Annotated in this window: 39 protein-coding genes and 1 other RNA gene; 36 read left to right on the top strand and 4 right to left on the bottom strand. The window is 57.2% G+C overall.

Annotation, left to right across the window (positions count from 1 at the left end; genetic code table 11):
- Window positions 1–35 precede the first annotated feature (35 nt).
- The 7 genes from mraY to ssrA all read left to right on the top strand — a co-directional run bounded on the left by mraY (window position 36) and on the right by ssrA (window position 8,243).
- On the top strand, window positions 36–1,142 hold the full coding sequence (mraY, locus tag BBBR_RS06690) for a phospho-N-acetylmuramoyl-pentapeptide-transferase (protein ID WP_014483592.1): 1,107 nt from the start codon (window positions 36–38) through the stop codon (window positions 1,140–1,142).
- Window positions 1,143–1,197: 55 nt separating this feature from the next.
- Complete coding sequence (gene murD / locus BBBR_RS06685) at window positions 1,198–2,643, top strand: UDP-N-acetylmuramoyl-L-alanine--D-glutamate ligase (RefSeq protein WP_003830457.1); 1,446 nt, start codon at window positions 1,198–1,200, stop codon at window positions 2,641–2,643.
- Window positions 2,630–3,847 carry a putative lipid II flippase FtsW gene (gene ftsW, locus BBBR_RS06680; RefSeq protein WP_003830458.1) on the top strand — a complete coding sequence of 406 codons (1,218 nt, stop codon included), beginning with the start codon at window positions 2,630–2,632 and terminating at the stop codon, window positions 3,845–3,847. Before murD ends, ftsW begins: the two co-directional genes overlap by 14 nt.
- 16 nt (window positions 3,848–3,863) lie before the next feature.
- On the top strand, window positions 3,864–5,036 hold the full coding sequence (locus BBBR_RS06675; RefSeq protein WP_003830459.1) for a UDP-N-acetylglucosamine--N-acetylmuramyl-(pentapeptide) pyrophosphoryl-undecaprenol N-acetylglucosamine transferase: 1,173 nt from the start codon (window positions 3,864–3,866) through the stop codon (window positions 5,034–5,036).
- Between the two features lie 102 nt (window positions 5,037–5,138).
- Window positions 5,139–6,677 (top strand): UDP-N-acetylmuramate--L-alanine ligase, encoded by a 1,539-nt coding sequence (gene murC, locus BBBR_RS06670; protein ID WP_003830460.1) that lies wholly within the window; start codon window positions 5,139–5,141, stop codon window positions 6,675–6,677.
- Window positions 6,677–7,711 carry a cell division protein FtsQ/DivIB gene (locus tag BBBR_RS06665; protein ID WP_003830462.1) on the top strand — a complete coding sequence of 345 codons (1,035 nt, stop codon included), beginning with the start codon at window positions 6,677–6,679 and terminating at the stop codon, window positions 7,709–7,711. Before murC ends, BBBR_RS06665 begins: the two co-directional genes overlap by 1 nt.
- Window positions 7,712–7,846: 135 nt before the next feature.
- Window positions 7,847–8,243, top strand: a transfer-messenger RNA (tmRNA) gene (gene ssrA / locus BBBR_RS09935).
- 137 nt (window positions 8,244–8,380) lie between these two features.
- Here ssrA and BBBR_RS06660 read toward each other — a convergent pair.
- The 4 genes from BBBR_RS06660 to BBBR_RS06645 form a co-directional block, all read right to left on the bottom strand.
- Complete coding sequence (locus BBBR_RS06660; RefSeq protein WP_225851437.1) at window positions 8,381–8,893, bottom strand: 6TM ABC transporter family protein; 513 nt, start codon at window positions 8,891–8,893, stop codon at window positions 8,381–8,383.
- A 236-nt stretch (window positions 8,894–9,129) separates the two neighbouring features.
- Entirely contained in the window at window positions 9,130–9,717 is a 588-nt protein-coding gene (locus BBBR_RS06655; protein WP_003830466.1) for a hypothetical protein, read from the bottom strand.
- Window positions 9,710–10,180 carry an ImmA/IrrE family metallo-endopeptidase gene (locus BBBR_RS06650; protein WP_225851438.1) on the bottom strand — a complete coding sequence of 157 codons (471 nt, stop codon included), beginning with the start codon at window positions 10,178–10,180 and terminating at the stop codon, window positions 9,710–9,712. The genes BBBR_RS06655 and BBBR_RS06650 overlap by 8 nt, the downstream gene beginning before the upstream one ends.
- Window positions 10,143–10,505 (bottom strand): helix-turn-helix domain-containing protein, encoded by a 363-nt coding sequence (locus tag BBBR_RS06645; protein WP_003830469.1) that lies wholly within the window; start codon window positions 10,503–10,505, stop codon window positions 10,143–10,145. The genes BBBR_RS06650 and BBBR_RS06645 overlap by 38 nt, the downstream gene beginning before the upstream one ends.
- 116 nt (window positions 10,506–10,621) lie before the next feature.
- Here BBBR_RS06645 and BBBR_RS06640 point away from each other — a divergent pair, with 116 nt between their 5' ends.
- The 29 genes from BBBR_RS06640 to BBBR_RS06525 all read left to right on the top strand — a co-directional run bounded on the left by BBBR_RS06640 (window position 10,622) and on the right by BBBR_RS06525 (window position 22,859).
- Window positions 10,622–10,750: a hypothetical protein gene (locus BBBR_RS06640; protein ID WP_003830471.1), complete on the top strand. Its 129-nt coding sequence runs from the start codon at window positions 10,622–10,624 to the stop codon at window positions 10,748–10,750.
- Window positions 10,738–10,986: a hypothetical protein gene (locus tag BBBR_RS06635; RefSeq protein WP_003830473.1), complete on the top strand. Its 249-nt coding sequence runs from the start codon at window positions 10,738–10,740 to the stop codon at window positions 10,984–10,986. The genes BBBR_RS06640 and BBBR_RS06635 overlap by 13 nt, the downstream gene beginning before the upstream one ends.
- Before the next feature lie 96 nt (window positions 10,987–11,082).
- A complete protein-coding gene (locus tag BBBR_RS10745; protein ID WP_003830475.1) occupies window positions 11,083–11,286 on the top strand; it encodes a hypothetical protein in 204 nt (67 codons plus the stop codon).
- A 20-nt stretch (window positions 11,287–11,306) separates the two neighbouring features.
- A complete protein-coding gene (locus tag BBBR_RS06630; protein WP_019727444.1) occupies window positions 11,307–11,789 on the top strand; it encodes a class I SAM-dependent methyltransferase in 483 nt (160 codons plus the stop codon).
- A complete protein-coding gene (locus BBBR_RS06625; protein WP_003830479.1) occupies window positions 11,786–11,995 on the top strand; it encodes a hypothetical protein in 210 nt (69 codons plus the stop codon). Before BBBR_RS06630 ends, BBBR_RS06625 begins: the two co-directional genes overlap by 4 nt.
- Before the next feature lie 208 nt (window positions 11,996–12,203).
- Window positions 12,204–12,710 carry a DNA cytosine methyltransferase gene (locus BBBR_RS11215; protein ID WP_170163973.1) on the top strand — a complete coding sequence of 169 codons (507 nt, stop codon included), beginning with the start codon at window positions 12,204–12,206 and terminating at the stop codon, window positions 12,708–12,710.
- Complete coding sequence (locus BBBR_RS11210; protein WP_157960032.1) at window positions 12,643–13,290, top strand: DNA cytosine methyltransferase; 648 nt, start codon at window positions 12,643–12,645, stop codon at window positions 13,288–13,290. Before BBBR_RS11215 ends, BBBR_RS11210 begins: the two co-directional genes overlap by 68 nt.
- Window positions 13,287–14,066: a phage antirepressor Ant gene (locus BBBR_RS06615; RefSeq protein ID WP_003830486.1), complete on the top strand. Its 780-nt coding sequence runs from the start codon at window positions 13,287–13,289 to the stop codon at window positions 14,064–14,066. Before BBBR_RS11210 ends, BBBR_RS06615 begins: the two co-directional genes overlap by 4 nt.
- The gene (locus tag BBBR_RS06610) at window positions 14,059–14,280 is read left to right on the top strand and encodes a helix-turn-helix transcriptional regulator (RefSeq protein WP_003830487.1); all 222 of its coding nucleotides are present in this window, start codon (window positions 14,059–14,061) and stop codon (window positions 14,278–14,280) included. The genes BBBR_RS06615 and BBBR_RS06610 overlap by 8 nt, the downstream gene beginning before the upstream one ends.
- 171 nt (window positions 14,281–14,451) lie before the next feature.
- The gene (locus tag BBBR_RS06605; protein ID WP_003830489.1) at window positions 14,452–15,099 is read left to right on the top strand and encodes a hypothetical protein; all 648 of its coding nucleotides are present in this window, start codon (window positions 14,452–14,454) and stop codon (window positions 15,097–15,099) included.
- Complete coding sequence (locus BBBR_RS10940; protein ID WP_003830490.1) at window positions 15,096–15,254, top strand: hypothetical protein; 159 nt, start codon at window positions 15,096–15,098, stop codon at window positions 15,252–15,254. The genes BBBR_RS06605 and BBBR_RS10940 overlap by 4 nt, the downstream gene beginning before the upstream one ends.
- Window positions 15,251–16,213 (top strand): YqaJ viral recombinase family nuclease, encoded by a 963-nt coding sequence (locus tag BBBR_RS06600; RefSeq protein WP_003830492.1) that lies wholly within the window; start codon window positions 15,251–15,253, stop codon window positions 16,211–16,213. Before BBBR_RS10940 ends, BBBR_RS06600 begins: the two co-directional genes overlap by 4 nt.
- Before the next feature lie 2 nt (window positions 16,214–16,215).
- The gene (locus tag BBBR_RS06595; RefSeq protein WP_003830494.1) at window positions 16,216–17,061 is read left to right on the top strand and encodes a recombinase RecT; all 846 of its coding nucleotides are present in this window, start codon (window positions 16,216–16,218) and stop codon (window positions 17,059–17,061) included.
- Window positions 17,061–17,231: a hypothetical protein gene (locus BBBR_RS10935; protein ID WP_003830496.1), complete on the top strand. Its 171-nt coding sequence runs from the start codon at window positions 17,061–17,063 to the stop codon at window positions 17,229–17,231. Before BBBR_RS06595 ends, BBBR_RS10935 begins: the two co-directional genes overlap by 1 nt.
- On the top strand, window positions 17,231–17,731 hold the full coding sequence (locus BBBR_RS06590; protein WP_003830498.1) for a single-stranded DNA-binding protein: 501 nt from the start codon (window positions 17,231–17,233) through the stop codon (window positions 17,729–17,731). The genes BBBR_RS10935 and BBBR_RS06590 overlap by 1 nt, the downstream gene beginning before the upstream one ends.
- A 129-nt stretch (window positions 17,732–17,860) precedes the next feature.
- Window positions 17,861–18,253, top strand: coding sequence for a RusA family crossover junction endodeoxyribonuclease (locus BBBR_RS06585; protein WP_003830503.1), 393 nt, complete (start codon window positions 17,861–17,863; stop codon window positions 18,251–18,253).
- 2 nt (window positions 18,254–18,255) lie between these two features.
- Window positions 18,256–18,759: a hypothetical protein gene (locus BBBR_RS06580; RefSeq protein WP_003830506.1), complete on the top strand. Its 504-nt coding sequence runs from the start codon at window positions 18,256–18,258 to the stop codon at window positions 18,757–18,759.
- Complete coding sequence (locus tag BBBR_RS06575; RefSeq protein WP_003830508.1) at window positions 18,756–18,953, top strand: hypothetical protein; 198 nt, start codon at window positions 18,756–18,758, stop codon at window positions 18,951–18,953. Before BBBR_RS06580 ends, BBBR_RS06575 begins: the two co-directional genes overlap by 4 nt.
- A complete protein-coding gene (locus BBBR_RS06570; RefSeq protein ID WP_003830510.1) occupies window positions 18,950–19,231 on the top strand; it encodes a hypothetical protein in 282 nt (93 codons plus the stop codon). The genes BBBR_RS06575 and BBBR_RS06570 overlap by 4 nt, the downstream gene beginning before the upstream one ends.
- Window positions 19,228–19,557 (top strand): hypothetical protein, encoded by a 330-nt coding sequence (locus BBBR_RS06565; RefSeq protein WP_003830512.1) that lies wholly within the window; start codon window positions 19,228–19,230, stop codon window positions 19,555–19,557. Before BBBR_RS06570 ends, BBBR_RS06565 begins: the two co-directional genes overlap by 4 nt.
- Complete coding sequence (locus BBBR_RS10930) at window positions 19,554–19,730, top strand: hypothetical protein (RefSeq protein WP_003830514.1); 177 nt, start codon at window positions 19,554–19,556, stop codon at window positions 19,728–19,730. The genes BBBR_RS06565 and BBBR_RS10930 overlap by 4 nt, the downstream gene beginning before the upstream one ends.
- A gap of 31 nt (window positions 19,731–19,761) precedes the next feature.
- Entirely contained in the window at window positions 19,762–20,220 is a 459-nt protein-coding gene (locus BBBR_RS06560) for a phage N-6-adenine-methyltransferase (protein ID WP_019727445.1), read from the top strand.
- A gap of 17 nt (window positions 20,221–20,237) precedes the next feature.
- Entirely contained in the window at window positions 20,238–21,044 is an 807-nt protein-coding gene (locus tag BBBR_RS06555; RefSeq protein ID WP_003830520.1) for a hypothetical protein, read from the top strand.
- Window positions 21,029–21,262, top strand: a complete 234-nt coding sequence (locus BBBR_RS06550; protein WP_003830521.1) for a hypothetical protein — start codon at window positions 21,029–21,031, stop codon at window positions 21,260–21,262. The genes BBBR_RS06555 and BBBR_RS06550 overlap by 16 nt, the downstream gene beginning before the upstream one ends.
- On the top strand, window positions 21,259–21,435 hold the full coding sequence (locus BBBR_RS06545; RefSeq protein WP_003830522.1) for a hypothetical protein: 177 nt from the start codon (window positions 21,259–21,261) through the stop codon (window positions 21,433–21,435). Before BBBR_RS06550 ends, BBBR_RS06545 begins: the two co-directional genes overlap by 4 nt.
- A gap of 2 nt (window positions 21,436–21,437) precedes the next feature.
- Window positions 21,438–21,749, top strand: coding sequence for a hypothetical protein (locus BBBR_RS06540; protein WP_003830524.1), 312 nt, complete (start codon window positions 21,438–21,440; stop codon window positions 21,747–21,749).
- Window positions 21,746–21,973: a hypothetical protein gene (locus BBBR_RS06535; RefSeq protein WP_003830526.1), complete on the top strand. Its 228-nt coding sequence runs from the start codon at window positions 21,746–21,748 to the stop codon at window positions 21,971–21,973. Before BBBR_RS06540 ends, BBBR_RS06535 begins: the two co-directional genes overlap by 4 nt.
- On the top strand, window positions 21,970–22,113 hold the full coding sequence (locus BBBR_RS06530; protein WP_003830527.1) for a hypothetical protein: 144 nt from the start codon (window positions 21,970–21,972) through the stop codon (window positions 22,111–22,113). Before BBBR_RS06535 ends, BBBR_RS06530 begins: the two co-directional genes overlap by 4 nt.
- Entirely contained in the window at window positions 22,110–22,859 is a 750-nt protein-coding gene (locus BBBR_RS06525) for a MerR family transcriptional regulator (protein WP_003830528.1), read from the top strand. The genes BBBR_RS06530 and BBBR_RS06525 overlap by 4 nt, the downstream gene beginning before the upstream one ends.
- Window positions 22,860–23,186 lie beyond the last annotated feature (327 nt).

The following is a 23,186-nucleotide window of genomic DNA, read 5'->3' as shown; positions in this document are numbered from 1 at the left end:
CGACAAGAAGACCGACAAGAGGAGAGAAGCCACACGTGATTGCTCTGATTATTGGAATGCTGGTGTCGCTGATTGTCACCTTGGTCGGCACGCCGTTGCTGATACGTCTGGTGCACAAGCTGCACTATGGCCAGTACATCCGTCAGGACGGTCCTCAATCGCATCTGGTCAAGCGCGGTACTCCCACGCTTGGCGGTGTGGTTATCAATTTTGCGATTGTGCTGGGATGGGGCGCCTCGGCGTTGTATCGATACCTGCGATCGGGTGATGTGCCCTCATGGTCTGCGGTGCTGGTGCTGTTCGCCATGCTGTCCATGGGCGTGTTGGGATTCATCGACGATTTTGCCAAAGTCCGCAAGAAGCAGAATGAAGGCCTGACGGTGGGCGGTAAGTTCATCGGCCAATTCATTCTTTCCACTATCTATGCGGTGCTGGCGCTGATTATCCCCACCAAATCCGGGTTCCCCAGCGCACAGCCTGGTATGAGCTTCATTGAACAGCCGTTTTTCAGCTTTGATTTTGCGGGCCGTGCGGTGGCCATCATCCTGTTCGTTATCTGGGTGAACTTCCTGATGACCGCATGGACCAACGCAGTGAACCTCACCGACGGTCTGGACGGGCTGGCCGCCGGATCGTCGATGATCTCCTTCGTGGGATTCGCCGTCATCGCGTTTTGGGAAAGCTACCACATCAAGGGTGGCGATCATGGCGGCTATTCCTATGCCGTGTCCGATCCGCTGGATCTGACCATCATCGCGATTTGCGCTGCGGTGGCGTGCTTCGGCTTCCTGTGGTACAACTCGAACCCTGCGTCCATCTTCATGGGCGATACCGGTTCCCTGGCACTTGGCGGCCTGTTCGCGGCTCTGTCCATTGCCACGCACACCGAGTTCCTGACTGTGATCCTCGGCGGCCTATACGTCATGGAGGCCATGAGCGACGTCATTCAAGTGGGATACTTCAAAATGACGCATAAGCGTGTATTCAAGATGGCGCCGATTCACCATCATTTTGAACTTGAAGGCTGGACGGAGACCAAGGTGGTAGTGCGTTTCTGGATGATTGAACTCATCTTCGTGCTGCTCGCCCTGACCATTTTCTACTGTGACTGGGTCACCCGATCCGGACTGCTGTTCAGCTAGCGGAAATCTGAAGGGCCTAAGCTCGCCCACGGTATTCCTAAATTTGGGAGGAATCATGCAAGTAGCGGATAAGACAGTGGTGATTGCCGGACTGGGAGTGTCCGGCACTTCGTTGGCCGAGGTGCTGCGGGAGCGCGGCGCCCATGTCATTGGTGTAGACGAACGAAAAAGCGATGCTGATTTGCATTCCTTCGACGAGGTGGATTGGGATCAGGTCGATTATGTGATGGCCTCGCCGGTGTTCAATCCGCGTACTCCGTTCATTCTCGAAGCGCAGCGTCGTGGTATTCCCGTGATGAGCGAGGTGGAATTTGCGTGGTGTCTGCGCGCGGATAATGCGAGGACCGGCAAGCCTGCGCCTTGGATCGGCATCACTGGAACCAACGGCAAGACCTCCACCACCGAAATGACCTCGGAGATGCTTACCGCGTGTGGTCTGGATGCACCCACCGCCGGCAACATTGCCTCTGGAGACATGAGCATGAGCCTGTCCCGCTGCGCCACCAACCCCAAGCATGATGTGCTCTGCGTGGAGTTGAGCTCCTTCCAGCTGCATTTCACCGATTCCTTGGAACTTGACTGTGCAGCCATCACCAATATCGCCGACGATCATCTTGACTGGCATGGCGGGCGCGAGAACTACGCGGCCGATAAATCCAAGGTATTCCGCGCCGCCCGGCGCGTCATCGCCTATAACGCGCAGGACGCCAAAGTTAGCGAACTGGCTCAAGCCGCACCCGTTGCCGCAGGATGCCGCAAAGTAGGATTTACGTTGAACGAGCCTGAAGCCGGCCAGATTGGCATCGCGGACGGCTGGATTGTGGATCGCAGCGGCGTTGCCGGCGGCAAAGTGGGGGAGCCTATCAAGCTCGCCGCCATCGCCGATTTCACCCATTTGATGGAGCCGGATGGCTCGTTGTACCCACACCTGGTTGCCGACGCCCTGACCGCGCTGGTGTTGGTTTTGGGCCTTGGCGCCGACCGGGAAACCGCTCTTGAGGCGTTGCAGACATTCAAACCGGGCGGGCATCGTATCGAAACCGTGGCCGAAGCACGTGTGAACGGCGGCGTTATTCGATTCGTGGACGATTCCAAGGCCACCAATGGCCATGCCGCCAACGCTTCGTTGTCCAGCTTCTCGGCCAAGTCCGTGGTCTGGATTGCCGGAGGCTTGGCCAAGGGCAGCCGTTTTGAGGATTTGGTCAGCAATCAGGCTCATACCATTAAGGCCGCCGTCATTATCGGCAAAGATCAGCAGCCGATGATTGAAGCCTTCCGCAGCCAAGCACCGGACATTCCGGTGACCGTCATCGATCCGCAGGACAACGATACGGTGATGGATCGTGCGGTGGCTGCCTGCGGAGACTATGCGGCAGCCGGAGACGTGGTGCTGATGGCGCCTGCGTGCGCGTCCATGGATCAATTCGTGTCTTATGCCGATCGAGGCAATCGTTTTGCAGCCGCAGCCAAGGCATGGAGCGAGGTGCATGGTCTCCGATAATTCTTCGGTTCGCAAAGCGCACGGGAATGCAAATAAGCCGGCTCTGGTCATTACCGATTACACCGGCTGGCGAAGCCTGCTCAATCCGCTGTGGTGCTATAACGGTTTCCGCATGGCGGTGGTGGGACTGACCTGCTTTGGCCTGATTATGGTGTTCTCCAGTTCCACGGTCACCATGGCGGCGCAAGGCAAATCGCCATTTGTTCAATTGCTCAATCAGGGAGTGTTCTGCATCCTTGGCCTGATTGTGGGTTTTTTTGCCATGGTGATGCCGGTCGGGTTCTGGAAACGCATCGGTTTGCCGCTGATGCTCTGCTCGATACTCGTACAGGCGTTGACCTTCACACCGTTGGGTATTGACGTGTACGGCAACCGAGGATGGTTGAATCTGGGATTCACCACCATACAGCCGGCCGAGTTCATGAAATTCGCGCTGTGCGTGTGGCTTCCCACCGCGCTGAGGGCCGCCAAAAAGCTCTATCGCAAACAAGGCATGAAAGCCTATACAGTTCCTCTTGGCGTTTCTGCGGTCGGATTGTTGACCGTTATTGGCGGTAAGGATCTTGGCACTGCCATGATTCTGATTTTCATCGGCATTGTGGCTTTCCTGATTGCGGGTTTTCCGGGCAAATGGATGGGCATAGGCGTGCTGGTGATGGCGGCGATGGTGGCGGTGCTGGCGATTTCCAGCCCGAACCGTATGCGGCGTATTCTCGCCACGTACGGGGATTGTTCTGCGGCCGACGCACAGACGGTGTGCTATCAGTCCATGCATGCGAAGTACGCCATTGCTTCGGGTGGCTTCCTTGGTGTGGGCATTGGCAATTCGCGTGAGAAGTGGAATTATCTTCCAGCGGCGCATAACGATTTCATCTTCGCTATCATCGGAGAGGAAACCGGCTTCGTGGGATGTGCCATAGTGCTCCTGTTCTTCGCGATTCTGGGATGGTGCATGATCGTCGTTGCGCTGCAGGTCGCTGATCGGTACGTATCAATGGTGCTGATGTGTGTGACCATCTGGATTGTGGGACAGGCCATGGTCAATATCGGCGTGGTCGTAGGAGTGTTCCCGGTGCTTGGCGTGCCTATGCCATTCGTGTCGGCAGGCGGCTCCTCAATGGTGATGTGTTTGGCGGCCGCAGGACTAGTTGTGGGACTTATGCGATGTCAACCGCAGATTAAGCAGTCTCGCCAGAGCGTGTAGAGTACACTCGGTAGTCATGACCCAAGGAGCACCTCATATCGTTCTTGCCGGCGGCGGAACCGCTGGACACGTCAATCCATTACTCGCCGTCGCCGGGGCGATTCGCGAACTTGAACCCGCGGCGCAGGTCACTGTTATCGGCACTGCGGTCGGCCTGGAAAAAGATTTGGTGCCTCAAGCGGGATACGAACTCGACACCATTGAGAAAGTGCCGTTCCCACGCCGCCCCAATGCGTATTTGCTGCAATTCCCGGCCAAGTGGAAGCGCGAAACGGCCAAAGTGCGCACCATTTTGGAGAGCAGGCATGCCGACGTGGTCGCTGGCTTTGGCGGTTATGCATCGGCCCCCGTGTATGCCACGGCGCATAAGATGGACATCCCCATCGCCATACACGAGCAAAATGCGCGTGCCGGCATGGCCAACAAGTTGGGAGCGCGATGGGCCGACTTCATCGGTACGGTGTATGACGAAACCGGTCTGAAACCCAGAAAAGGCGCTGCACTCGAGCGTGTCGGTCTGCCGTTGCGTCCGGCCATTGCCGCGCTTTCCCAGCGACTGGAAGTCGACCGCGAGGGTGTGAGAAAGGAATCGGCCGCTGAGCTCGGCATCGATCCAAACCGTCCTGTGGTTGTGGTCACCGGAGGTTCCCTGGGCGCGCAGAGCCTGAATCGAGCCATTGCCTCGTCCGCCGCTGATTTGCTGGCCCATGCTCAGATCATTCATCTGACCGGACGTGGCAAAAGCGATGAGGTGCGCAGTATGGTCAGCAAGTCGGTGAAGGCTGATGTGCTTACTGGAATCGGCCCCGATTCGGCAGGTCAAGGCGATTATCACGTGGCTGAATATCTGGAGCGGATTGACTTGGCCTTTGCCTGCGCCGATCTGGTGATATGCCGTGCTGGAGCCGGTTCGGTATCGGAGCTGGCGGCGCTGGGATTGCCGGCCATTTATGTGCCTCTGCCCATTGGCAACGGCGAACAGCGCTTTAATGCGGAGCCGGTGGTGAACGCTGGTGGCGGTCTGCTGGTAGCGGATAAGGACCTGACGCCGGCATGGGTGCATGATCATGTGCCGGGCATGCTTGCCGACCACGAAATGCTTGCTGAATTTGGACGCAAAGCATGGGAATACGGCATACGTGATGCCGCGCGCATCATGGCGCGCCGTGTCCTGCAGCTTGCTCAATAGGAACCGGTAAATTCACGTTTGATCAGAATCGGCCATACCTCGTTGCGTTGGCACGGGGTACAGCCATAATAGAGGTGCTGGAAATCCCTCAAGGAGCGTCAATTGTCCCAGAATCAGCCCATTGTGCTTGACCCTACCCATGCTTCGTTCGATGCTGCGGCCCGTCCCGCAGATCTTGGCCCTACGCATTTCATCGGTATCGGGGGTGCCGGTATGAGCGTCCTGGCCGAGATGCTGAACGCCGAGGGCGTGTCGGTGGACGGCTCCGACCGTGAGCGCAGTGCAAAAACTGACCGACTGGAATCATTGGGTATCACCGTTGAATTCGGGCAACGGGCGGAAAATGTGGCTTCGGCTTCGACCGTTGTTTATTCCAGTGCCATCAAGCCCAGCAATCCGGAAATCGTTGCCGCGAACGAGGCTGGCCTGTACATCGTGCATCGCAGCGATATTCTCGCTTTACTGATGAACGGCAAGCGAGCCGTGACCGTGGCCGGTGCGCACGGCAAAACCACTACCAGTTCTATGCTTGCGCACATTTTGGTGCATACCGGAGCTGATCCCAGCTATGCCATCGGCGGTTCCATCCAAGGGCCGGACGGTACCACCTTGGACGGTGGCCATGCCGGTCAAGGTGACGTGTTGGTGGCTGAGGCCGATGAGTCCGACGGCAGCTTCGCCAAATACCACCCCACCATCGCCATCATTACCAATGCCGAGGCCGACCATCTTGACCATTACGGCGATGAAGCGCATTACCGTGCCGCATTCGTGAATCATGCCGGCCATGCAACCGGCCATGTGGTGATCTGCGCTGATGATCCGGACGCGCTGGCCGTGTTCCAGGCGCTGCCTGCCGACGTCAAGGCCCATACCGTCGTCTATGGCACCACGCCCATTGAGCAGCTGCCTGATTTAGGGGGTGCCGCGCATGTGTGGATTTCCTCTGAACAGGAGACCGCCGGCACCGGCGTTGAACGGCTTACCTTGCACCTTCCCGCCGCGGTGACCTCTGCAGATGCTGTGGCCCAGCGTGTGGAACTCAAGGTTCCCGGCATCCATAATGCGCGTAATGCCGCCGCGGCAATCACCGCCGCTGTGCTGTTGGGAGTCTCTCCCGCCGACGCCGCACAGGCTGTCGGTACGTTCCTGGGAGCTGCACGCCGTTTTCAGGTGCACGGAACCGTTAAGCAGGTCACGGTGGTGGACGATTACGCGCACCACCCTACGGAGATCGCGGCTCTGCTGGATGCAGCACGGCGCCGTTATCCGCAGTCGACCGTTCGCGTGATTTTCCAGCCTCATCTGTTCTCTCGTACCAAGTTTTTTGCGCACGAATTCGCCGAGGCGCTGGCCAAGGCCGATGATGTCATCGTCACCGGCATTTTCCCTGCCCGTGAAAAGCAGGAGGACTTCCCGGAGATTACCGCGGCCACCATCGTGGATGCTGCTGCTGGCATCAAGGATGCGGCTGCCGGCGAGTGGATTCAACCGGTTGAAGACATGGGTCTTGCCGCCAGGATGATGGCCATGCGAGCCCACCATGGGGATGTGATCTTTACCGTGGGCGCCGGCGACATCACTGATATGGATCAGGTGCTGCTCACCGCGCTCGAGGCCCATCGCGAAAGTTGTGAGTAATGGCAGGTCGTACCGTCAGTTCTGGCGGCGCGAAAGGAGAGCGTCGCAAACCCCGTTCGGTGGAATCGCACCAGCGAGGTCCGGGCAAGGCTGGAAAGTCGCGTAAAGCCCGTTCCGTGGCCTCCCGTCCGGAAATCGTGGACGAGTCTCGGCCTCGGGAAGTGACGCGTGCCATCGGGCGGGAAGGTGCGTTTGTAGACGCGCGCGAGCTGCATAGTGAGGATTATGTTGCTGAGACGCTGCATCAGACCACCGGTACGCTGGGAGTGATTTCCCGTCCGAAAGTGGTGGATTTCACCGAACGAGCCAAGGAGCGCAAGCGTGCGGGCATGCGCGTCATCGCGCTGCGAGTGGTAGCCATGGTAACCAGTGTGGCGGTGCTGATTGGGCTGGTATGGTTGCTGTTCTTCTCTTCGGTGTTCCGCCTGGAAGTGGGTGCGATCAGCGTATCTGGAGCCAACGAATGGGTCAGTGAGCAGACCATTCGCTCTATTGCCGATAAGCAGGCGGGTAAATCGCTGTTTTTGGTATCCACGAACGACGTGTCCAAACAGCTCGGGGATATTCCCGGCGTGAGTGAGGCCAACGTCTCCAAGCAATTCCCGAAATCGATGAGCGTTGAGGTCAAAGCGCAACGGCCCGCCGCCATGCTGAAAAACGGGGATACGTTGACTGCGGTCGATTCACAGGCTCGCGTATTGAATTCGGTGACGGACGCGAATGTGGACGGCATTCCCGTTATTGAAGTCAAGGATGTCGATAAGAGCCTGAAGAATCGTTCGATCAAGGAAGCCCTGACCATTCTGGGTGCGCTACCGGAATCAATGCGTTCGGCAATCACCCAGGTCACTGCGGAAACGCAGGATTCCGTGACCACCACACTCAATGACGGCGACCGTGTGATTGTGTGGGGCAATTCCTCTCAGCTCAAGCTGAAAATGGCAGTTGTCGATAAGATTATCAATGACTCCAATGTGATTGGCGACCGTCATCAGGTCGATGTATCCGCGCCGTTGAAACCTATCATGAAGTGATGTTCCTGGTCGTTTGGGCTGACTGACGTGAGCGGGCTTGTTCGTGGTCTGCTGTGAGCTGATTTGCAAATGCATAGATACAGGTGTATGGTGAAACGTCCGGCCGAAAGGCTGGAAGCTTGATAATTCAAGATTGGGGTCGATCGGTTTCGACGGTGACCTGTTCGCTGCAGGGAAGCGTGCCGAGAACGCCGGGTCCGCTCGTGGATGACCCCGGCAAAAGAATAAGTGCTAAATCTAACCGCACTGAGTTCGCTCTCGCTGCCTGATTTTTAGTCAGGATTAACCAGTGAGCAGCCGCTCCGTTCACTCCTCTTCGTCTTTGGGAGGATGCTGAGCGTCGTTAAGAAGACTTGCTGATGGAGTTGAGCCTCAGGGCTCCATCAGGACTTTTACTGCGGATATGCTCGCCATCAGTTGTCTGCGACAGCGATGGGGGCAGAAAAACCGCCAACTTGGCCAGCAGACTACGCACGTAGAAGACTGTGGGCTCGGTCATCGGACCGGGGTTCGATTCCCCGCGACTCCACGATTCAAAAGCCGCCGGAAATGGCGGCTTTTCCTTTATTTCCAACGGTTCCCGCCACTTCCCAATTCACTGCAATTCACTCCAAATCACTGCAATTACCGCAAGGACGTGGGCAAAATGTGGGCACGGATGGGCACTGCTCACCAGATCATTGGTAGTCCGAGGCATTGGCGTGCCCACCGTTCCACCGCCCGGTTCTCCTCGTCGTCGCCAAGCAGCAGGAGGAAGCCCGCGTTCTTGCCGAGCGAAGCGGGTTCCAGCTTCTTGATCACGCCACGCTCCTGAAGGAACACCCATGCGTTGCTGATGTTCTTTCGGATGGTGTTCTCGCGTTTCTCCATTTCCCCGTCGGCATTATCACTCATGGCTTGTTCCGGGGTGAGCAGAATCATGCCGTATGCGTCGGCTATTGCGCGCCAGCCGAGCGTGTAGTAGCGGCACGGCGCGTTGACCTTGCGCAGTTTCTCCGGTGGCTGGTTGTGTTCGCGGTCCCAGTCGTAGGTGTTGATCGCCATGTAGCCGAGCACAAGTTGCGCCATGGCGTACACGGTGAGGTTTTCTCCGCGTTTTTTCGCCAGTCTTCCGGTGCGGCTGATGTCGTATACGGCTTGCGCGTTCTGGTATCCCATCTCTTCCAACGTCTTTCCCTCCACGCCTTGCAGTATGCTGGTGCATGGAGAATCTAGCTGGTTTTCCGTCTGCCCTTGGGACTCTGGAACAGTCCCAAGGGCCTTTTCTTTTGTTGCCGGAATTATAAGCACATTCCAGCGGGGAAGTCAAATTACACAACGGAGAGAATTTGAAGTAATAGAATCCCTAAGAATGATGTAATCTCAATTACACATATATAAGACTCTACAAGTTTTAACATTCTTCTTATAAGGTGCCGCTAGTTGATTTTCGCATCAAGAAACGCATGATCGCCATCGATATAAGCGCTCTCGATCAACTTATGCGTCTCGGCGTAAACAAGATCATTGGACGGATACTCCTTCGCCAGCTGACTTTGGATGTCCTGATCGGAGAGCGACGGATCAAGCGTCTTCGCCATGATGGGGAATACGCCGTCGATCTCATCATGCGGCCCATCGACGTAGACGCGGATCATATCGTTCTCCCCGTATCCAAGCACTGCGCCATAGACCAATACGTCCACCGACAATTGACCTAGCTTTCCGTGGAGCGCGTCCGCGTCGGAGAAAGCGCCGGTGCGATACTCCGTCCGATAATAGGGGCCGTTCGCATCACTCGGCGTGAATTTCTCGACGTCGGTTATCGGTGTCGAGGAGTTCGCGTTGAACTCATCCACAAAGCTCTGCGCCGTCTTCTCGGCTGCCTGTTGTTGTGGCTTCTCCTGCTGTGCGCTGACGTCCGGCGTCTTGGCCGTCGTGGGGGCCGGCTCCTGCTGGCTTCCGCAGCCACAGGCCGTCGCCAGGAGAAGCGTCGCCGCTGTGATGGCAATGATTTTCTTACGCATTGAAAAACCTTTCTTTGATTCTGTTTGGCGATGTGTTGAGCGTGGCTCGGTAGTCCGTGAGCACCTGCGTGGTCACGTTGAGTTCATCGGCTATCGACCATAGGTCATCGTCGTACATGCGTTCCGCCAATGCTAGTTCTGCCGGGTCGATGAGCAGGCGCGCGGTCTGCCATCTCGTCCGTCGTTCCCGCTTCGAACGATCGTTCGAACAACCGGCGTCGCCATGCCGCCAGTGCAACAGCTCATGCGTGAGCACGCACCTTTTGGCCGTGTACGTGAGCCGTCGATCAATCAGTATGACGCGGTTTTCATTGTCGTAGCAGCCCCACAATCCATTCGGCAGCAGGGCGCTTGAAATGGTGACGGGCAGGCCGACGATCGCGCGGCGCATCGCGCCATAGGTCATACGGCGGTCTATCGGCAGGTCAGGCAGGCTCGTCGTAATCCGGCCCAGCCTCTCCATTAATAGCCTCCTGCTTGCCGTCTTCCCTGTACGCGGCAAGACCATAACCGCCTGCCTGCGCTTTCCTCTCGGTGGCTTCGACCGCATGGCGCTGAGAGTTCATCACGATATCGCCAGGAGAGATTCCTGTCACTTGGCTGATGCGTTCCAGATCTCCGATATTCAGCGGTCGGCTGAGGTTCGCGTGCTTGTACCAGTAGTCGCGGCTGAAGCCGCAGGCCTTGGCGAAATCGGCGACAGTCATACCGCTGGCTTTTTGGAGTCTGATGCACTCGCGCATGATCTGTGTTGCGAGTGGTGTCATTTCGTTTGCTTTGCTTCCCATGCCTCCAGTATAGCCAATTAAATACCAACTTGTGCGCGAACTGTGAAGATGTATACAATTGAAGACATGAGTGTAGTTAATTAAATACACTTTGAAGTGTCGAAAGGAAAACCGAGATGTTGAGTACCAAGAAGACCAAGACCCACGACCACTACCCGTGCGGCCGCATGCGCGACCCCGGCTGGCACGACTGGCGCGCCTGTCTCACCCACCAAGGCATCGAGGAGGATGAATGGCCGGTCTGATAGACACGTCAAGCAGGAACCTCAAAGCGGAGCTGGTCAGACACCGCAAGACGCGCGGAGACTTGGCGAAGGCGTGGGGTTGCGCGCTCAACACCGTCGATAAGCGGCTTGACGGCAGCATTCCGCTGACAATCAAGGAAATCGAAGAAGCCGCTCCGGTGCTCGATATGGACTCAACGCAACTCCTAATGCTCCTCATCCAGCCGATCGACAGCATCACCAAATTCCACGTCTGACACCAAAACGGACGAAACCGGCCTCATCACCGCGAACAACATGGCCCGGTTCTCCTCCTCGTCGCCATACACGCCAACAAACACGGAAAACAACCAATGAACACGACACCGAACCCACCCAGACCACCGATCATCATCCCCTACGGCGACACCCCATACGCCCTGCGACTCACACCGGACGGAGGAACCGAACTCATACAACTCAACGCCACCGGCCACACCACGCTCGCCACACTCAAACCATCGCAGTCGGAAACCTTCGCATACCACCTCCAAGACGCCATAGGAGCCACCAGATGAAAGGAACTGGAGGCAGACAAATGAACGCATATCAGCCAGTTCTTGACCCTGCTTGCGGCGGGCGAATGTTCTGGTTCGACAAGTCAGACAGCCGTGTGCTCTTCGGTGACGTGCGCGACGAAAGTTGGGAACTATGTGACGGACGCAGATTCGATGTCAAGCCGGACATGCTGATGGACTACCGCGATCTGCAGTTCCCTGACGAGACGTTCCGCATGGTCGTGCTCGACCCACCGCACTTGCGCAATGCGGGAGAGAAGAGCTACATGGCGCAGAAATACGGATGCCTCGATCAAGAGACATGGCAAACAGACATCAAGACCATGTTCGGCGAGTGTTTCCGCGTCCTGAAAGAGCATGGCGTGTTGATCTTCAAATGGAATGAGACCCAGATACCCGTCTCTCAGATTCTCAAGCTCGCCACGTGCAAGCCGCTTTTCGGCAACAAACAGCCGAACCGCACCGGAACACATTGGATTGTTTTCATGAAGGAGACGCAATGACCGAAGAATCTGATTTTAGCAACACGAAACCGAACTACACGCTCCGCCGCATCAAGACCCTGATCGCCATCATCGCCTTCACCGTGTCGGCGACCCTGCTGGTCACGTGGCGGACGGCGGACTCGCAGACCGCCACCATCCTCGCCGGCATCATCTACCTGCTGACCGGCCTGTGGCTGACCATACGGTTCGCCCCACGCGACTAAGACTCCACGCCAGCCGGCAGTCCAACAAAACAAACCAGTTAGGGACGTTTCGCGGACATCCGCGTTCACTAGTCGGCGCATTGGCTGGGCGACGGTTCGCCCGTCCACGGATTCCAAGGACGGCATCGGTCCGACTCCGATGCCAGACACTCAGCCCCATCCACTCGTCAGGACGGGCGCACAACGTCAACAAGCAAAGGAAAAGCCAATGAGCACGATACGTTACATCAGCCTGTTCAGTGGCATCGAAGCGGCATCGGTCGCCTGGCAGCCACTCGGATGGGAGCCAATCGCATACGCGGAGGTCGAACCATTCCCAAAAGCCGTGCTCAAACACCATTACCCAAACGTCCCCGACCTGAGAGACATGACCAAAGTCAACTGGAAGGAATACCACCATGCAGCAGATGTCGTTGTGGGAGGAAGCCCCTGCCAAGCCTTCTCGATCGCCGGACTCAGGAAGGCTTTGGACGATCCACGCGGCCAGCTCATGCTCGAATATTTCCGAGCTTGCGCAGAGATTGATCCGGAATGGATCGTCTGGGAGAACGTGCCCGGAGTACTGTCGGCTGAACACGGACGGGCTTTCCAGTCGCTCCTTGAAGCCGTGGCCGAACTCTGGCCTGATGGGGGGGGCGGCATGGAGAGTGCTGGACGCTCAGTTCTTCGGTGTGGCCCAACGACGCGAGCGTGTGTTCCTTGTCGTCAACACTAGAGACTGGCGACGTGCCGCCCCGGTTCTTTTTGAGCGCGAAAGCCTGTGCTGGGATCATCCGTCGAGCCGAGAAAAGAGGAAAAGCATTGCCGGCGGAATTGCTGGAGTTGCTGAAAACGCAGATGCAAACGACGGATGCAGTACGCCGGTGATAAAAGCGTTCAAATGGAATCAAGGTGTGGAAAGCCGAAGCTTGGCGATTAGTGAAGTGAGTCCCACTCTCAGCACCGAACATAATCCAGCCATCTACTGCTATGACGGGACGCAGGCGAACAGCGCCAGAGAGGTGGACATGTCATCAACATTGACGGCCCATGCCGCCAAAGATACGCCAATCGTCTTTCCGACAAACGATGAACGCATGACGGTTCGCAGGTTAACTCCACTGGAATGCGAACGGCTCCAGGGATTCCCGGACGGGTGGACGGATATCTCGTGGAAAGGCAAAAAGCATTCGCCGGACAGTCCACGCTACAAGGCGTTGGGGAATTCAATGGCCGTTCCGGTCATGAGATGGATCGGCGAAGGAATTCAACTCGTCGAAGACAACAAGGAACTTTTCAAGAAGGAAACCCGATGAACACTGAAATCCAGCGATTCGATTTCAAAGGCGCGGCACTGCGCGCGCTGACCGACGAGAATGGCGAACCATGGTTCATCGCCAAGGACGTATGCGACGTGCTCGGTCTTGAGAATAGCCGCAAGGCAACTGCGGAACTTGATTCGGACGAAAAGAATACCGTAACTATTAGTGACGGTATTGCTGGTAATCCGAATAAGACGATCATCAGCGAGCCTGGCCTTTACTGTCTTGTGATGAAGTCGCGGAAGCCGGAAGCCAAGGAGTTTAAGCGTTGGGTGACGCATGAGGTACTGCCCCAGATTCGCAAGACCGGCGGCTACATTCCAACCACAGACGCGGATGATGACATGACCATCCTCGCGAAGGCCGTGATGATCGGCCAACGCACCATGGAGGAACAGAAGCGACGCATCGCCGCGCAGGAATCACACATCAAAGAACTGGAACCCAAGGCACGGTTCGCGGACGCCGTGGCCGCGTCGGACGGCACGTGCCTGATCGGGGAACTGGCGAAGATGCTGCGTCAGAACGGTTTGGACATCGGCCAGAACCGACTTTTCGAGATTCTTCGACAGGACGGGTATCTCGGCAAGACCGGCTCGAACCGCAACGTGCCAACACAGAAGGCCATGGACTTGGGACTGTTCCGAATCAAGGAAACCGCCATCACCCATTCGGACGGTCACGTGACCATCAACCGCACCGCGAAGGTCACCGGCAAAGGCCAGACGTACTTCATCAGCCGCTACTGCCCACGCGCCGACCATGAGTGACGATCTGCTCACGCCAGCCGACCTTGCCGCCATGCTCGGCATGAGCCCACGCACCCTCGCCAACTGGCGGAGTACCGGCAAGGGCCCGCCGTACTTGAAAATCGGCGTGGAACCGCCGGAAGGCCATCAGGACAGGCGTAAGGTCCGCTACCAGCGTCAAATCGCGGAAAAGTGGGCTTTGGCACACAAGTACCAGAGGACGGTGGCGAGATGAAAAACGGAGTGTTCGTTCCGGTGACACGGATTAAAAGCAGTCCAGACGTCAAAACGACGGGAAAGCACGCGTCGACACCGGCAAGCCGACCCTCACGCAGCAGGGAATCGACGTGGACGGGTTCATCCGCGAAAACCACGCGCTCATCGAAAACTTAAGAAAAGGAACACGTTGAAACACGAATACACGGACGGCGAACTCGCCGAACTGAAGAAAATCTACGACGAGTTGGGCGAGGCCGGTCTCGACATCACGGAAATGCGGGCGTTACGCAAGTCCGGACTACTCACGAATGGCCTTCCGGCGAAACCGGAAGCGCCGTCGAAACGAGACCTCATCCTCGCGCACTGCAAGAAACGCATTGACCAAGGCCAACCGTTCGACGGCAAGGAAACCGCCGAAGCGCTCAACCTAAGCCAGAAAACGGTCGGCAACATTCTCGGCCAACTCCGCAAGGAAGGACTATTGCCGGCCTTCGACAAGCATTCACCACGCAGCAAAGCACGGGAAACCACCACAACCGGAAAGAAGAAAGAAACCATGACCACCACACAGAAACTCACAGCGACCAGCATCACCGCAGAGAAACTCACACCGACCGGCATCACCACCGGAACCATCAGCGTCAGGCCACAAGCCACAGCCGATCCACGCGCCATCATCTCCAACGCATTGACCGGCATTTTCGACGCAGTAAGCGCATTGCAACGAACCGCATTCCAAGCCAACGACAAGGTCGTCTACGGATTCGCCACGAAACTCCTCAACGGCGAACTCATGGACCTGAAAGCCAACTACTCGAAGGACGTGGCGAAATGAGACTCAATTTCAATAGCAAGGATGGCGTTTTCGCCATCAAAGCCGAAAGCGAAGAGGAAAAAGCCCAACTCAAAACGTCGGCACCCGCCATCTGCAATCTCATCATCGATTTTTTCGACGCTGAAGTCCAAGAAATGAAGGCGACGAAGGAATGAAACGTATCCCACTCAAGGACACGGAACGCTACACGATTGAACGGTTCCGGCAGTGCAAGAAGACGGAACGTCATCTCGCGTGGTTGAAAAGCCGTAAGGCGGGTGTGGGCGGTTCCGACATGAGCACGATCCTCGGCCTGAATTCCTTCAAGACACCGTACGAATTGTGGCTTGAGAAGACCGGCCGCGTGGAACCGGAGGACATCTCGGACAAGTGGGCGATCGTCAAGGGCAATGCCTTGGAGAACGAGCTCAGGAAGCGTTTCCGCGCCAATCATCCGGAAATGCTCGTCACGGACGGCACCGACAAGCAGTTCATCATGCGCGGGAAGCCATACCTGCGCGCTTCCCTTGACGGCATCCTGCAAGGTGAGGACGGAAGTTTTGGAATCCTTGAAATCAAAACGGCGAGCAACCGTCGAGCGGGGGACTGGCATGACGAGGACGGCAGCCTCCGAATCCCACCTTATTATCTCGCCCAAGTCGAGTTCTACGCGCTTGTAACGGGATGGACGTGGGGAGTCGTGTACGCGGCCATCGGAGACGACGAGCCGGTAGAGATTCCGTTCAAGGCCGACGTGGAGGATATGGGCGCGATCGACAAGGCCGCAGCCGACTTCTGGCGTTTCGTCACCACCGGCACGCCACCGCAATTGACCGGCGGCGACGTGCAGAAGGCGTTCCCGGAACCCGCTCCGGACATCGTGGACGAAAGCGACGACGATGACCTCTACGACCTGCTCGCAAGATACGAGAGCACGTCCAACCGCGCGAAGGAACTGAAAAACGAGCAGAAGGCATTGCAGGAGCAGATCATCGTGCGCATCGGCTCGCATACGGGCGTGCGTTGCGGCAACCTCCAAGCCACCTACAAGCCGACGACCCGCAAGGAATACGTCGTCAAAGCCACCACATACCGCAAATTCGCATTCAAATCCACCGAAGAAAAGGAGCAATAATCATGGGAGCAATCGCACAGCAGGCGCAGGGACAGCAGATGGTCGAAATGACGCCGAAACAAAATCTGAAAATGATGATGAAGAAAAGCTGGCCGCGCATCGCCAGCGTCGTCGGCAACAACATCAGCCCCGACCGCCTCTACCAGATGTGCGTGTCCGCGATCAACAAAACGCCAAAACTCGCGGAATGCTCGCCGCAAAGCGTGCTCTCCTGCTTCATGACCTGCAGCGCGCTCGGATTGGAACCGTCCAACGTGGACGGACTGGGCCGCGCCTACGTGCTGCCCTTCCGCAACAAGAAGACCGGAGGCATGGAGGCCACGTTCATCATGGGCTATCGCGGCATGATCGACCTGGCGCGCCGCAGCGGCCAGCTCGTGGACATCAGCGCCCGAGCCGTACACCAGGGAGACGAATTCTCCTACAGTTATGGTCTCAACGAGGATTTGCGCCACGTGCCATGCGCCAACCCCGGCGAACTGACCCACGTGTACATGGTCGCGCATTTCAAGGACGGTGGCCACTACTTCCTCGTTCTGAACCGTCAGGAGATCGAGCAGGCGAGGGCGCGCAGCAAGAGCGGTAATTTCGGCCCGTGGAAGACCGATTACGAGGCCATGGCGAAGAAGACCGCCATCCGTCGCGCGGCACCGTACCTGCCTTTGACCGTGCAGGCGCAGACCGCCGCCGCCAATGACGACACCACGCCCGATTACGGCGATGTGTTCCAGCCGGTGCTTGAGGATGACGGCACCGATGAAGCCGACGACGTGACCGCCGAAGTCCTGGAGCCGGACATGTCGGACACCGGCGCCGAGCCTGAGACGGAAGCAAAGGACGGTGAGTGATGGACGAGAAGATTCGCAAGTACCTGCAATGGCTGGACAGTAAGTGCGCCGAAGCTGAAAGAGCTAAGGAATTGTGCCTGGACTTCTCTTACGACGATGGGCGTGGGGACGCTTACGGCAGGGCAAAAGGTGAATTCATACACATCTTCGACGTGAAGGATGGTGAGTGATGGCCGGAGAGACCGTTATCACGATCGTCGGCAATCTGACCGCCGACCCGGAAACCCGCACGACTCAGAATGGTGGCACGGTCTGCAATTTCACCATCGCCAGCACGCCACGCCAATACAACAGCCAGTCCGGCCAGTGGGAGGACGGTCCAGCGTTGTTCCTCCGCTGCGCCGCTTGGCGTGACCTCGCCGCGCATTGCGCGCAGAGCCTGTCGAAGGGCATGCGCGTGATCGCGCAGGGACGGTTGCGGCAACACTCCTATCAAGCTCAGGATGGCTCCAACCGCATCGTGATCGAGATGCAGGTGGACGAGATCGGCCCGTCCCTGCGGTACGCGACCGCGCAGGTCACGCGCGCCGACAGCCAACGGGCCACGCGCCCCCAACCCACGGGACAACGGGCCGACTCGCCAGCGACCGACCCGTGGGCCGCCGACCGCGCCGCCGGTGGTGGCGCGACAGCGACTGACCCGTGGGCGGACGCGGACGGTGAATTCTGATGCGCGAATGGATCGAACCACCTGACGTGGAACCGGTCTGTCCGAGGCATGGGTGCGCGTTGTATCCGGCGCGCCCCATCCCATGCCCCGAATGCGAGATCGAAGCCGAGGAAGAGGAGGCCGACCATTATGAGCGAGATTGACATCGCGATCAGCAGGCAACTGTGGTGGACGCAGAACCTTCGAAGCCGCAGCTGGGCGGTGCCATACGCCAAGAAGAAGCGGGTCAAGGACGCCGCCCACATCACCTTCCGCAGTCTCATCAACGCCGGCAGACTCACGCGCCCGACATACTGGCCGGTGCACGTGACAGCCATCATCCACCCATTGACACACGGACGGTTCGACCCCGAGAACGCGGCCCCCATGGTCAAGGCGATACTCGACGGCATCACCCAGTCAGGCTACTGGCCCGACGACAACGCCATATACGTGACAGGCCCCGACTACCGGCTCGGCCAGCCCAGCACGCAGAAGGGCGTCTACCACATCACCATAAGAATCGAAGAAAAGGAACACTAGCCATGGCCACGAACGTCACCGAGAAAGACAAGGCCCTGCAGGAAGTCATCGACTTTCTGGAAAAAGAGTGGGACGCAGCTAATAACGCTTCTGATAATCCAGACAAAGGAGTGCTGAAGTACAACTTTTACGACGGAATGACGACGGCTTACGAGCATGTAATCAATTACTGCCGTCACCTGCTTGGCTATTCCGGCTCCATGCCGTCCGAGGTGCCGAATCAAAGCGAGGACACGAAAAAGAGCAGTGTGTCAGAACTCCTCCCGCATGACATGGGTCTGCGCGTGGAACTTGATACGAACGAAACATACTACCTGAAAAGCGGGTGGGCGGAACGCTGTGACGGGATTTATGGGCTTGCTTGCGGATACGTGCATTATGCCGAAGGCATTACGTGGTTTAAAGATCCGGCTCGCATCGCGATCATGAACAGCCACGTGAAGCTGGCAGTCCCATTCGATGAACATGAAACCGAAACCACCAAGCAAAGCGAGGACGCGAAATGACGATTGACGAACTGCATGATTACTGCCGTTACCTCTTCGACGAGAACCATGTGCATGGCGTGCCTGACAAGTGGAGCGAAGGCTACGAGTTCGCGCTCAGCCTTGTCATGTTCAAGTGCCATGAGGGATTAACAGACGAAGACCGTCAGAGAATCGCCGACTGGCGTGAAAAACATTGGAAGGACACGAAATGAGCGCAGCGGAAACCGATGAAAAAACACTGCCTATGACTGATACGCACTATGCAGTCAGCATCAGGAGAATCTACGACGCGCATACCGACATGCTCAAGGGGTACAAGCTGATCCTCTGGGAAATGCAGGAAAAAGCCCGGATAGCTGTAGCGGCACGCGACTATCCGACCGGAATGCTCGAACCGATACCGCAACAAACGTTGGATGATGCTGACACGTTAGCACGCATATTCCAATGCAAGAACTACAGGAACGACGAAACGGAGATGTGGGAATGAGTATCGCGGATGATGAAGCTGAGAAGGCGTATCCGACCCGCCACTGGGATGGAACGCATGTCAAGGAACAGTTTTGCTGCGACACGGACGATTTGCAGGAAGCATACCTGCGCGGTCGCAACGCGCCACCCACGAATGCCGAGATAGAGGCCGTGGCGAAAAGACTGTGCTACCTCTCACAACCGCCACTCTGGTTCCCGACCGAGCCGCCAGCCGAACAAGAGAAGAACCTATGGCGGAACATGGGCATGTGCGACGCGCAAGACGAATGGCTTGACAAGGCACGAGACCTGCTCGAAACCGCACGGAAGGCGGTAAACGAATGAGCAAGACGATCAAGTATGTGGAATGCGCCCACTGCGGCGAGACCGTCGGCACATATTACGTGACATGCCCCTACTGCGGGTACAAGCTGGCCATGCGCAGGCCGACAACTGGCATGGACCCGCTGTATGGCATGACCGACGACGAATTCTACCGAGGGCTCGGGAGCATGTGATGGCCGAACAAGGAAGGAAACGAGACTAAAAATGAGCGATTTCACTGGTGCCGGTGGCGCAGCTTACATGTCAAACCGCATGAATTGGGAGACTCCACAGGAATTGTTTGACCAGCTCGACGCGGAGTTTCACTTCACGTTAGACGCGGCTAGCAGCGCAACGAACCACAAGTGCCAGAAATACTATACAGCCGAAGACAGCGCATTTGATCATGAGTGGGGGGGGGAGACGGTATTCTGCAATCCTCCATACGGCAAGGCAATCGCGGAATGGGTGCGCAAATGCAGCGCAGAAGCCAGCCGCAAAGACACCCTCGTCGTCATGCTCCTGCCCGCTCGCACCGACACACGCTGGTTCCAACAATTCATTCTCAACCGTGCGGAGGTCAGGTTCCTCAAAGGCCGACTCCGGTTCGAGACGAACGGCATACCGGGCGGCCCGGCGCCATTCCCCAGCATGATCGTCGTAATGCGCACCGGAGAAAGATGAAGGAAGGAGAGAGATAAATGGCTAGGCGCGGGTACGTGCAATTGTCGAACGGCTTCTACCTGAACCGGAAGGTGCGCCGTCTACGCCGCACCATGCCCTCTGCCATCAGCGCATTCGTCGTCATGCTTTCCTACTGCGGTGACAATCTCACGGACGGTTATGTGGACGAGGACACCGCCGAGTTCGTGCTCGACATCACCGTGCAGGAGCTTGACGCATTGCAGCAGGTCGGATTGATCGAGAGCGTGGATGGCGGCTATGTCATCCACGATTATCTTGAGCACAACCGGAGCCGTCAGCAGGTCATGGCCAAACGCAAGCGTGAGCGCGAACGGTATTCTGCCGAAAGTCTGCCGGCAGAAAGTGCGCAGACTGCCGGCAGAATCGAAACAGAATCGGGACAAACACCAGAACACCAGAACACCAGAACACCAAAGAAAGAGAAAGAAGAATATTCTTCTTCTTTCTCCAAAGAAACCGGCGTGAAGGATTTCGGCGAATCGCGGGAGTGCGTCGAAACCGACAAGACACTGGCCGTGGAATATCCGAACCTCGACCTCGAATCCGCATGGCTCGCATTCGCAGGCCGCCACCAACACGAAACACGCACCATTAACGACTGGACACGCCAATGGAAAGGCTGGTGCCAACGCCGCGCCAACATGAGCGGCATCCCACCCTCGAAACGCCACATACACACGTGGCAATGCGAACACGTCCTGCAAGCGCTCGGACGCGACAAGGAAACCGCCCAACCAGACGAAACAGCATGCACGCTCGCCGCCGAACTCAACCGGAAGGAAAAACCATGCCCACGAACATAACCCAGAAAAACAAAACCCTGCACGAAATCATCGACTGGTGCACCGACCTCGCCAACGAGCTTTGCGACGCACCGGACGGCGACTTCTACGCCAACATCAACGCCAACCTCATAAAGGCAGACACACTGGCGATGGTCATACGCCATTGCCAGCACATGCTCGACCATCCCGACACCATGCCGGACGAGACACCGAACCAAAGCAAGGACACGAAATGAGAAACGACGAACCGAAAACCATGTACAGCCATGAACGATTGGAACACGAGCGCCGCAAGGCATGGAGCGAAGGCTATGCCGCCGGTTGGAAAGACCAGGAATGCGACTTCCCGCAATATACAAGCGAAAACCCATACAAGGAGACCGTCAAAATCGAAAAGGAAGGAAAGTAATCATGGAACACATCGTGCAGTTCGCCATCGGCATCGACGACAAGGCCATTCAGAACCGCATCGAGGAACACGCCTACAGTGACGTGCTCGACAAGCTCACCAAAAACGCCGTGGACAGTGTTTTCGCGCACACCAACGCGTATTCGCGGGAAAACATGTGGAATGGATTGCTGGGGGCCGCTTTGCAAAGCTTCCTCGAAGAACGCAAGGACGAGATCATCGACAAGGCCGCGAACATGCTCGCCGACCGGTTCCAACGAACGAAGAAATATCGGGAAGCCATGGGCGCTGTCATCGAAAAGGACGGTGAATGATGGACGGCATTGGCACGTTGGACACAAGCATCTGGTCCGGCTACATCGTCCGCCCGAAGGGTGATATGAGACTGTATACATGCCGAGTGTACGAAACGCTCCAAGAGGCATCGGATGTGGCGCAGGAGCGCGCCGACTCCCGCCACAGGCCATACGAGGTGCGCGTAACCTGCGATACTTCGCAGCGAATCATCAAGACCTTCAAACCAAGGAAAAGCAAATGAAGAAAATACTCGAAAACATGATCATCAAATGGCATCGAGCCGGATACACGCTCGACGAGATCGCGCCACTCGTGCCGCAAGTGCCCAAAGCCGCAATCGCGGCCATCATCCACCAGCACGACAAGGAGACCAGACTTTGACCGACTGCCAGCACTGCCACAAGCCCACGAAGCAGGCGGACAATCCACTCTGCCAGCACTGCCGCGAAGACTACTGGCAGCTCATCCACCAACTCGGACACACCCAACTACCAACCCTGCGAAGCATCATGCTCCGACAAGCCCACATCGGAACCCCGGAACACACGCCAAACCGAGGAAACGCGCCACTCCCGATCGACACCCGCGCACAAGACCTCATCGAAGAATCGGAAGCATGGCTCGCCGAACAAGCAGGCAAAATCAGAGCGGCATACGCTGGATACGACTGGCGGAAAGCATGGTTCGCCATCATCAGCAACAAACACACCATATTGACGATGAACACCGCAGCAGACGACTACGCCGCCCTGGAACACATCACCAGACGCAACGAACAAGCCCTGACACCGGAAGACGAGCTCATAATCCTCGGCACCTGCCCAAACTGCCACAGCATGCTCACCGGCACGCCAGAAGCCGAATCAGCCACATGCCCAGACTGCCACAGCGAATGGGCGGCACCAGCAATCAAAGCAGCCCGAGACGAAAGACTATGGCAAGTGCAAATCACCGGCACACCCAGCGATGCAGCCAAGGAGTTGAAACGATACGGCCTGACCATATCACGCAACCTCATCAGCCAATGGCTCAAACGCGGCAAACTCCACGCCACGCCGACGGAACACAAGCGGCAGTACATGTTCAACCTAGGCGAGCTGGCCGCACTACTTGACTGTCACCGTTGAAATGCTATACTGTCGTATGTTCGTAGAATGGTTCAGCCGGAAACGGTTGGACCATTATTCATATCCAGCTTCGATAGCTCAACAGCAGAGCAGGCGGAATAGCGCAAATACCAACGGTCGGACCCCAACCAACCATGGCACCACACCGCACACAACCATGATGACAACAACGCATTCCACCCACGCCGGTCCGACTCCGGCACGAAGCACCAAGGCGGTGACCACATGCCAAGAGTCCGCAAGACCACACGCCAATTCGAAAAAGACAAGGCCGCATTCTTCAACCAATGCAAAGCACGGCATGCGGTCTGTTGGCTCTGCGGAATG

Origin of the sequence: Bifidobacterium breve DSM 20213 = JCM 1192, from assembly GCF_001025175.1 — a bacterium.
In the GTDB taxonomy this organism is placed as follows: domain Bacteria; phylum Actinomycetota; class Actinomycetes; order Actinomycetales; family Bifidobacteriaceae; genus Bifidobacterium; species Bifidobacterium breve.
The sequence above is the reverse complement of the archived record's forward strand: the minus strand, read 5'-3'. Positions and strand labels throughout refer to the sequence as shown.

Excerpts from the sequence above, each read along its gene's own strand:
- murD (WP_003830457.1), top strand. The coding sequence starts at position 1,198 with ATGCAAGTAGCGGATAAGACAGTGGTGATTGCCGGACTGGGAGTGTCC.
- ftsW (WP_003830458.1), top strand. The coding sequence starts at position 2,630 with ATGGTCTCCGATAATTCTTCGGTTCGCAAAGCGCACGGGAATGCAAAT.
- BBBR_RS06675 (WP_003830459.1), top strand. The coding sequence starts at position 3,864 with ATGACCCAAGGAGCACCTCATATCGTTCTTGCCGGCGGCGGAACCGCT.
- BBBR_RS06665 (WP_003830462.1), top strand. The coding sequence starts at position 6,677 with ATGGCAGGTCGTACCGTCAGTTCTGGCGGCGCGAAAGGAGAGCGTCGC.
- BBBR_RS06655 (WP_003830466.1), bottom strand. The coding sequence starts at position 9,717 with ATGCGTAAGAAAATCATTGCCATCACAGCGGCGACGCTTCTCCTGGCG.
- BBBR_RS06650 (WP_225851438.1), bottom strand. The coding sequence starts at position 10,180 with ATGGAGAGGCTGGGCCGGATTACGACGAGCCTGCCTGACCTGCCGATA.
- BBBR_RS06645 (WP_003830469.1), bottom strand. The coding sequence starts at position 10,505 with ATGGGAAGCAAAGCAAACGAAATGACACCACTCGCAACACAGATCATG.
- BBBR_RS06640 (WP_003830471.1), top strand. The coding sequence starts at position 10,622 with ATGTTGAGTACCAAGAAGACCAAGACCCACGACCACTACCCGTGCGGC.
- BBBR_RS06635 (WP_003830473.1), top strand. The coding sequence starts at position 10,738 with ATGGCCGGTCTGATAGACACGTCAAGCAGGAACCTCAAAGCGGAGCTG.
- BBBR_RS10745 (WP_003830475.1), top strand. The coding sequence starts at position 11,083 with ATGAACACGACACCGAACCCACCCAGACCACCGATCATCATCCCCTAC.
- BBBR_RS06630 (WP_019727444.1), top strand. The coding sequence starts at position 11,307 with ATGAACGCATATCAGCCAGTTCTTGACCCTGCTTGCGGCGGGCGAATG.
- BBBR_RS06625 (WP_003830479.1), top strand. The coding sequence starts at position 11,786 with ATGACCGAAGAATCTGATTTTAGCAACACGAAACCGAACTACACGCTC.
- BBBR_RS11215 (WP_170163973.1), top strand. The coding sequence starts at position 12,204 with ATGAGCACGATACGTTACATCAGCCTGTTCAGTGGCATCGAAGCGGCA.
- BBBR_RS06615 (WP_003830486.1), top strand. The coding sequence starts at position 13,287 with ATGAACACTGAAATCCAGCGATTCGATTTCAAAGGCGCGGCACTGCGC.
- BBBR_RS06610 (WP_003830487.1), top strand. The coding sequence starts at position 14,059 with ATGAGTGACGATCTGCTCACGCCAGCCGACCTTGCCGCCATGCTCGGC.
- BBBR_RS10940 (WP_003830490.1), top strand. The coding sequence starts at position 15,096 with ATGAGACTCAATTTCAATAGCAAGGATGGCGTTTTCGCCATCAAAGCC.
- BBBR_RS06600 (WP_003830492.1), top strand. The coding sequence starts at position 15,251 with ATGAAACGTATCCCACTCAAGGACACGGAACGCTACACGATTGAACGG.
- BBBR_RS06595 (WP_003830494.1), top strand. The coding sequence starts at position 16,216 with ATGGGAGCAATCGCACAGCAGGCGCAGGGACAGCAGATGGTCGAAATG.
- BBBR_RS10935 (WP_003830496.1), top strand. The coding sequence starts at position 17,061 with ATGGACGAGAAGATTCGCAAGTACCTGCAATGGCTGGACAGTAAGTGC.
- BBBR_RS06590 (WP_003830498.1), top strand. The coding sequence starts at position 17,231 with ATGGCCGGAGAGACCGTTATCACGATCGTCGGCAATCTGACCGCCGAC.
- BBBR_RS06585 (WP_003830503.1), top strand. The coding sequence starts at position 17,861 with ATGAGCGAGATTGACATCGCGATCAGCAGGCAACTGTGGTGGACGCAG.
- BBBR_RS06580 (WP_003830506.1), top strand. The coding sequence starts at position 18,256 with ATGGCCACGAACGTCACCGAGAAAGACAAGGCCCTGCAGGAAGTCATC.
- BBBR_RS06575 (WP_003830508.1), top strand. The coding sequence starts at position 18,756 with ATGACGATTGACGAACTGCATGATTACTGCCGTTACCTCTTCGACGAG.
- BBBR_RS06570 (WP_003830510.1), top strand. The coding sequence starts at position 18,950 with ATGAGCGCAGCGGAAACCGATGAAAAAACACTGCCTATGACTGATACG.
- BBBR_RS06565 (WP_003830512.1), top strand. The coding sequence starts at position 19,228 with ATGAGTATCGCGGATGATGAAGCTGAGAAGGCGTATCCGACCCGCCAC.
- BBBR_RS10930 (WP_003830514.1), top strand. The coding sequence starts at position 19,554 with ATGAGCAAGACGATCAAGTATGTGGAATGCGCCCACTGCGGCGAGACC.
- BBBR_RS06560 (WP_019727445.1), top strand. The coding sequence starts at position 19,762 with ATGAGCGATTTCACTGGTGCCGGTGGCGCAGCTTACATGTCAAACCGC.
- BBBR_RS06555 (WP_003830520.1), top strand. The coding sequence starts at position 20,238 with ATGGCTAGGCGCGGGTACGTGCAATTGTCGAACGGCTTCTACCTGAAC.
- BBBR_RS06550 (WP_003830521.1), top strand. The coding sequence starts at position 21,029 with ATGCCCACGAACATAACCCAGAAAAACAAAACCCTGCACGAAATCATC.
- BBBR_RS06545 (WP_003830522.1), top strand. The coding sequence starts at position 21,259 with ATGAGAAACGACGAACCGAAAACCATGTACAGCCATGAACGATTGGAA.
- BBBR_RS06540 (WP_003830524.1), top strand. The coding sequence starts at position 21,438 with ATGGAACACATCGTGCAGTTCGCCATCGGCATCGACGACAAGGCCATT.
- BBBR_RS06535 (WP_003830526.1), top strand. The coding sequence starts at position 21,746 with ATGATGGACGGCATTGGCACGTTGGACACAAGCATCTGGTCCGGCTAC.
- BBBR_RS06530 (WP_003830527.1), top strand. The coding sequence starts at position 21,970 with ATGAAGAAAATACTCGAAAACATGATCATCAAATGGCATCGAGCCGGA.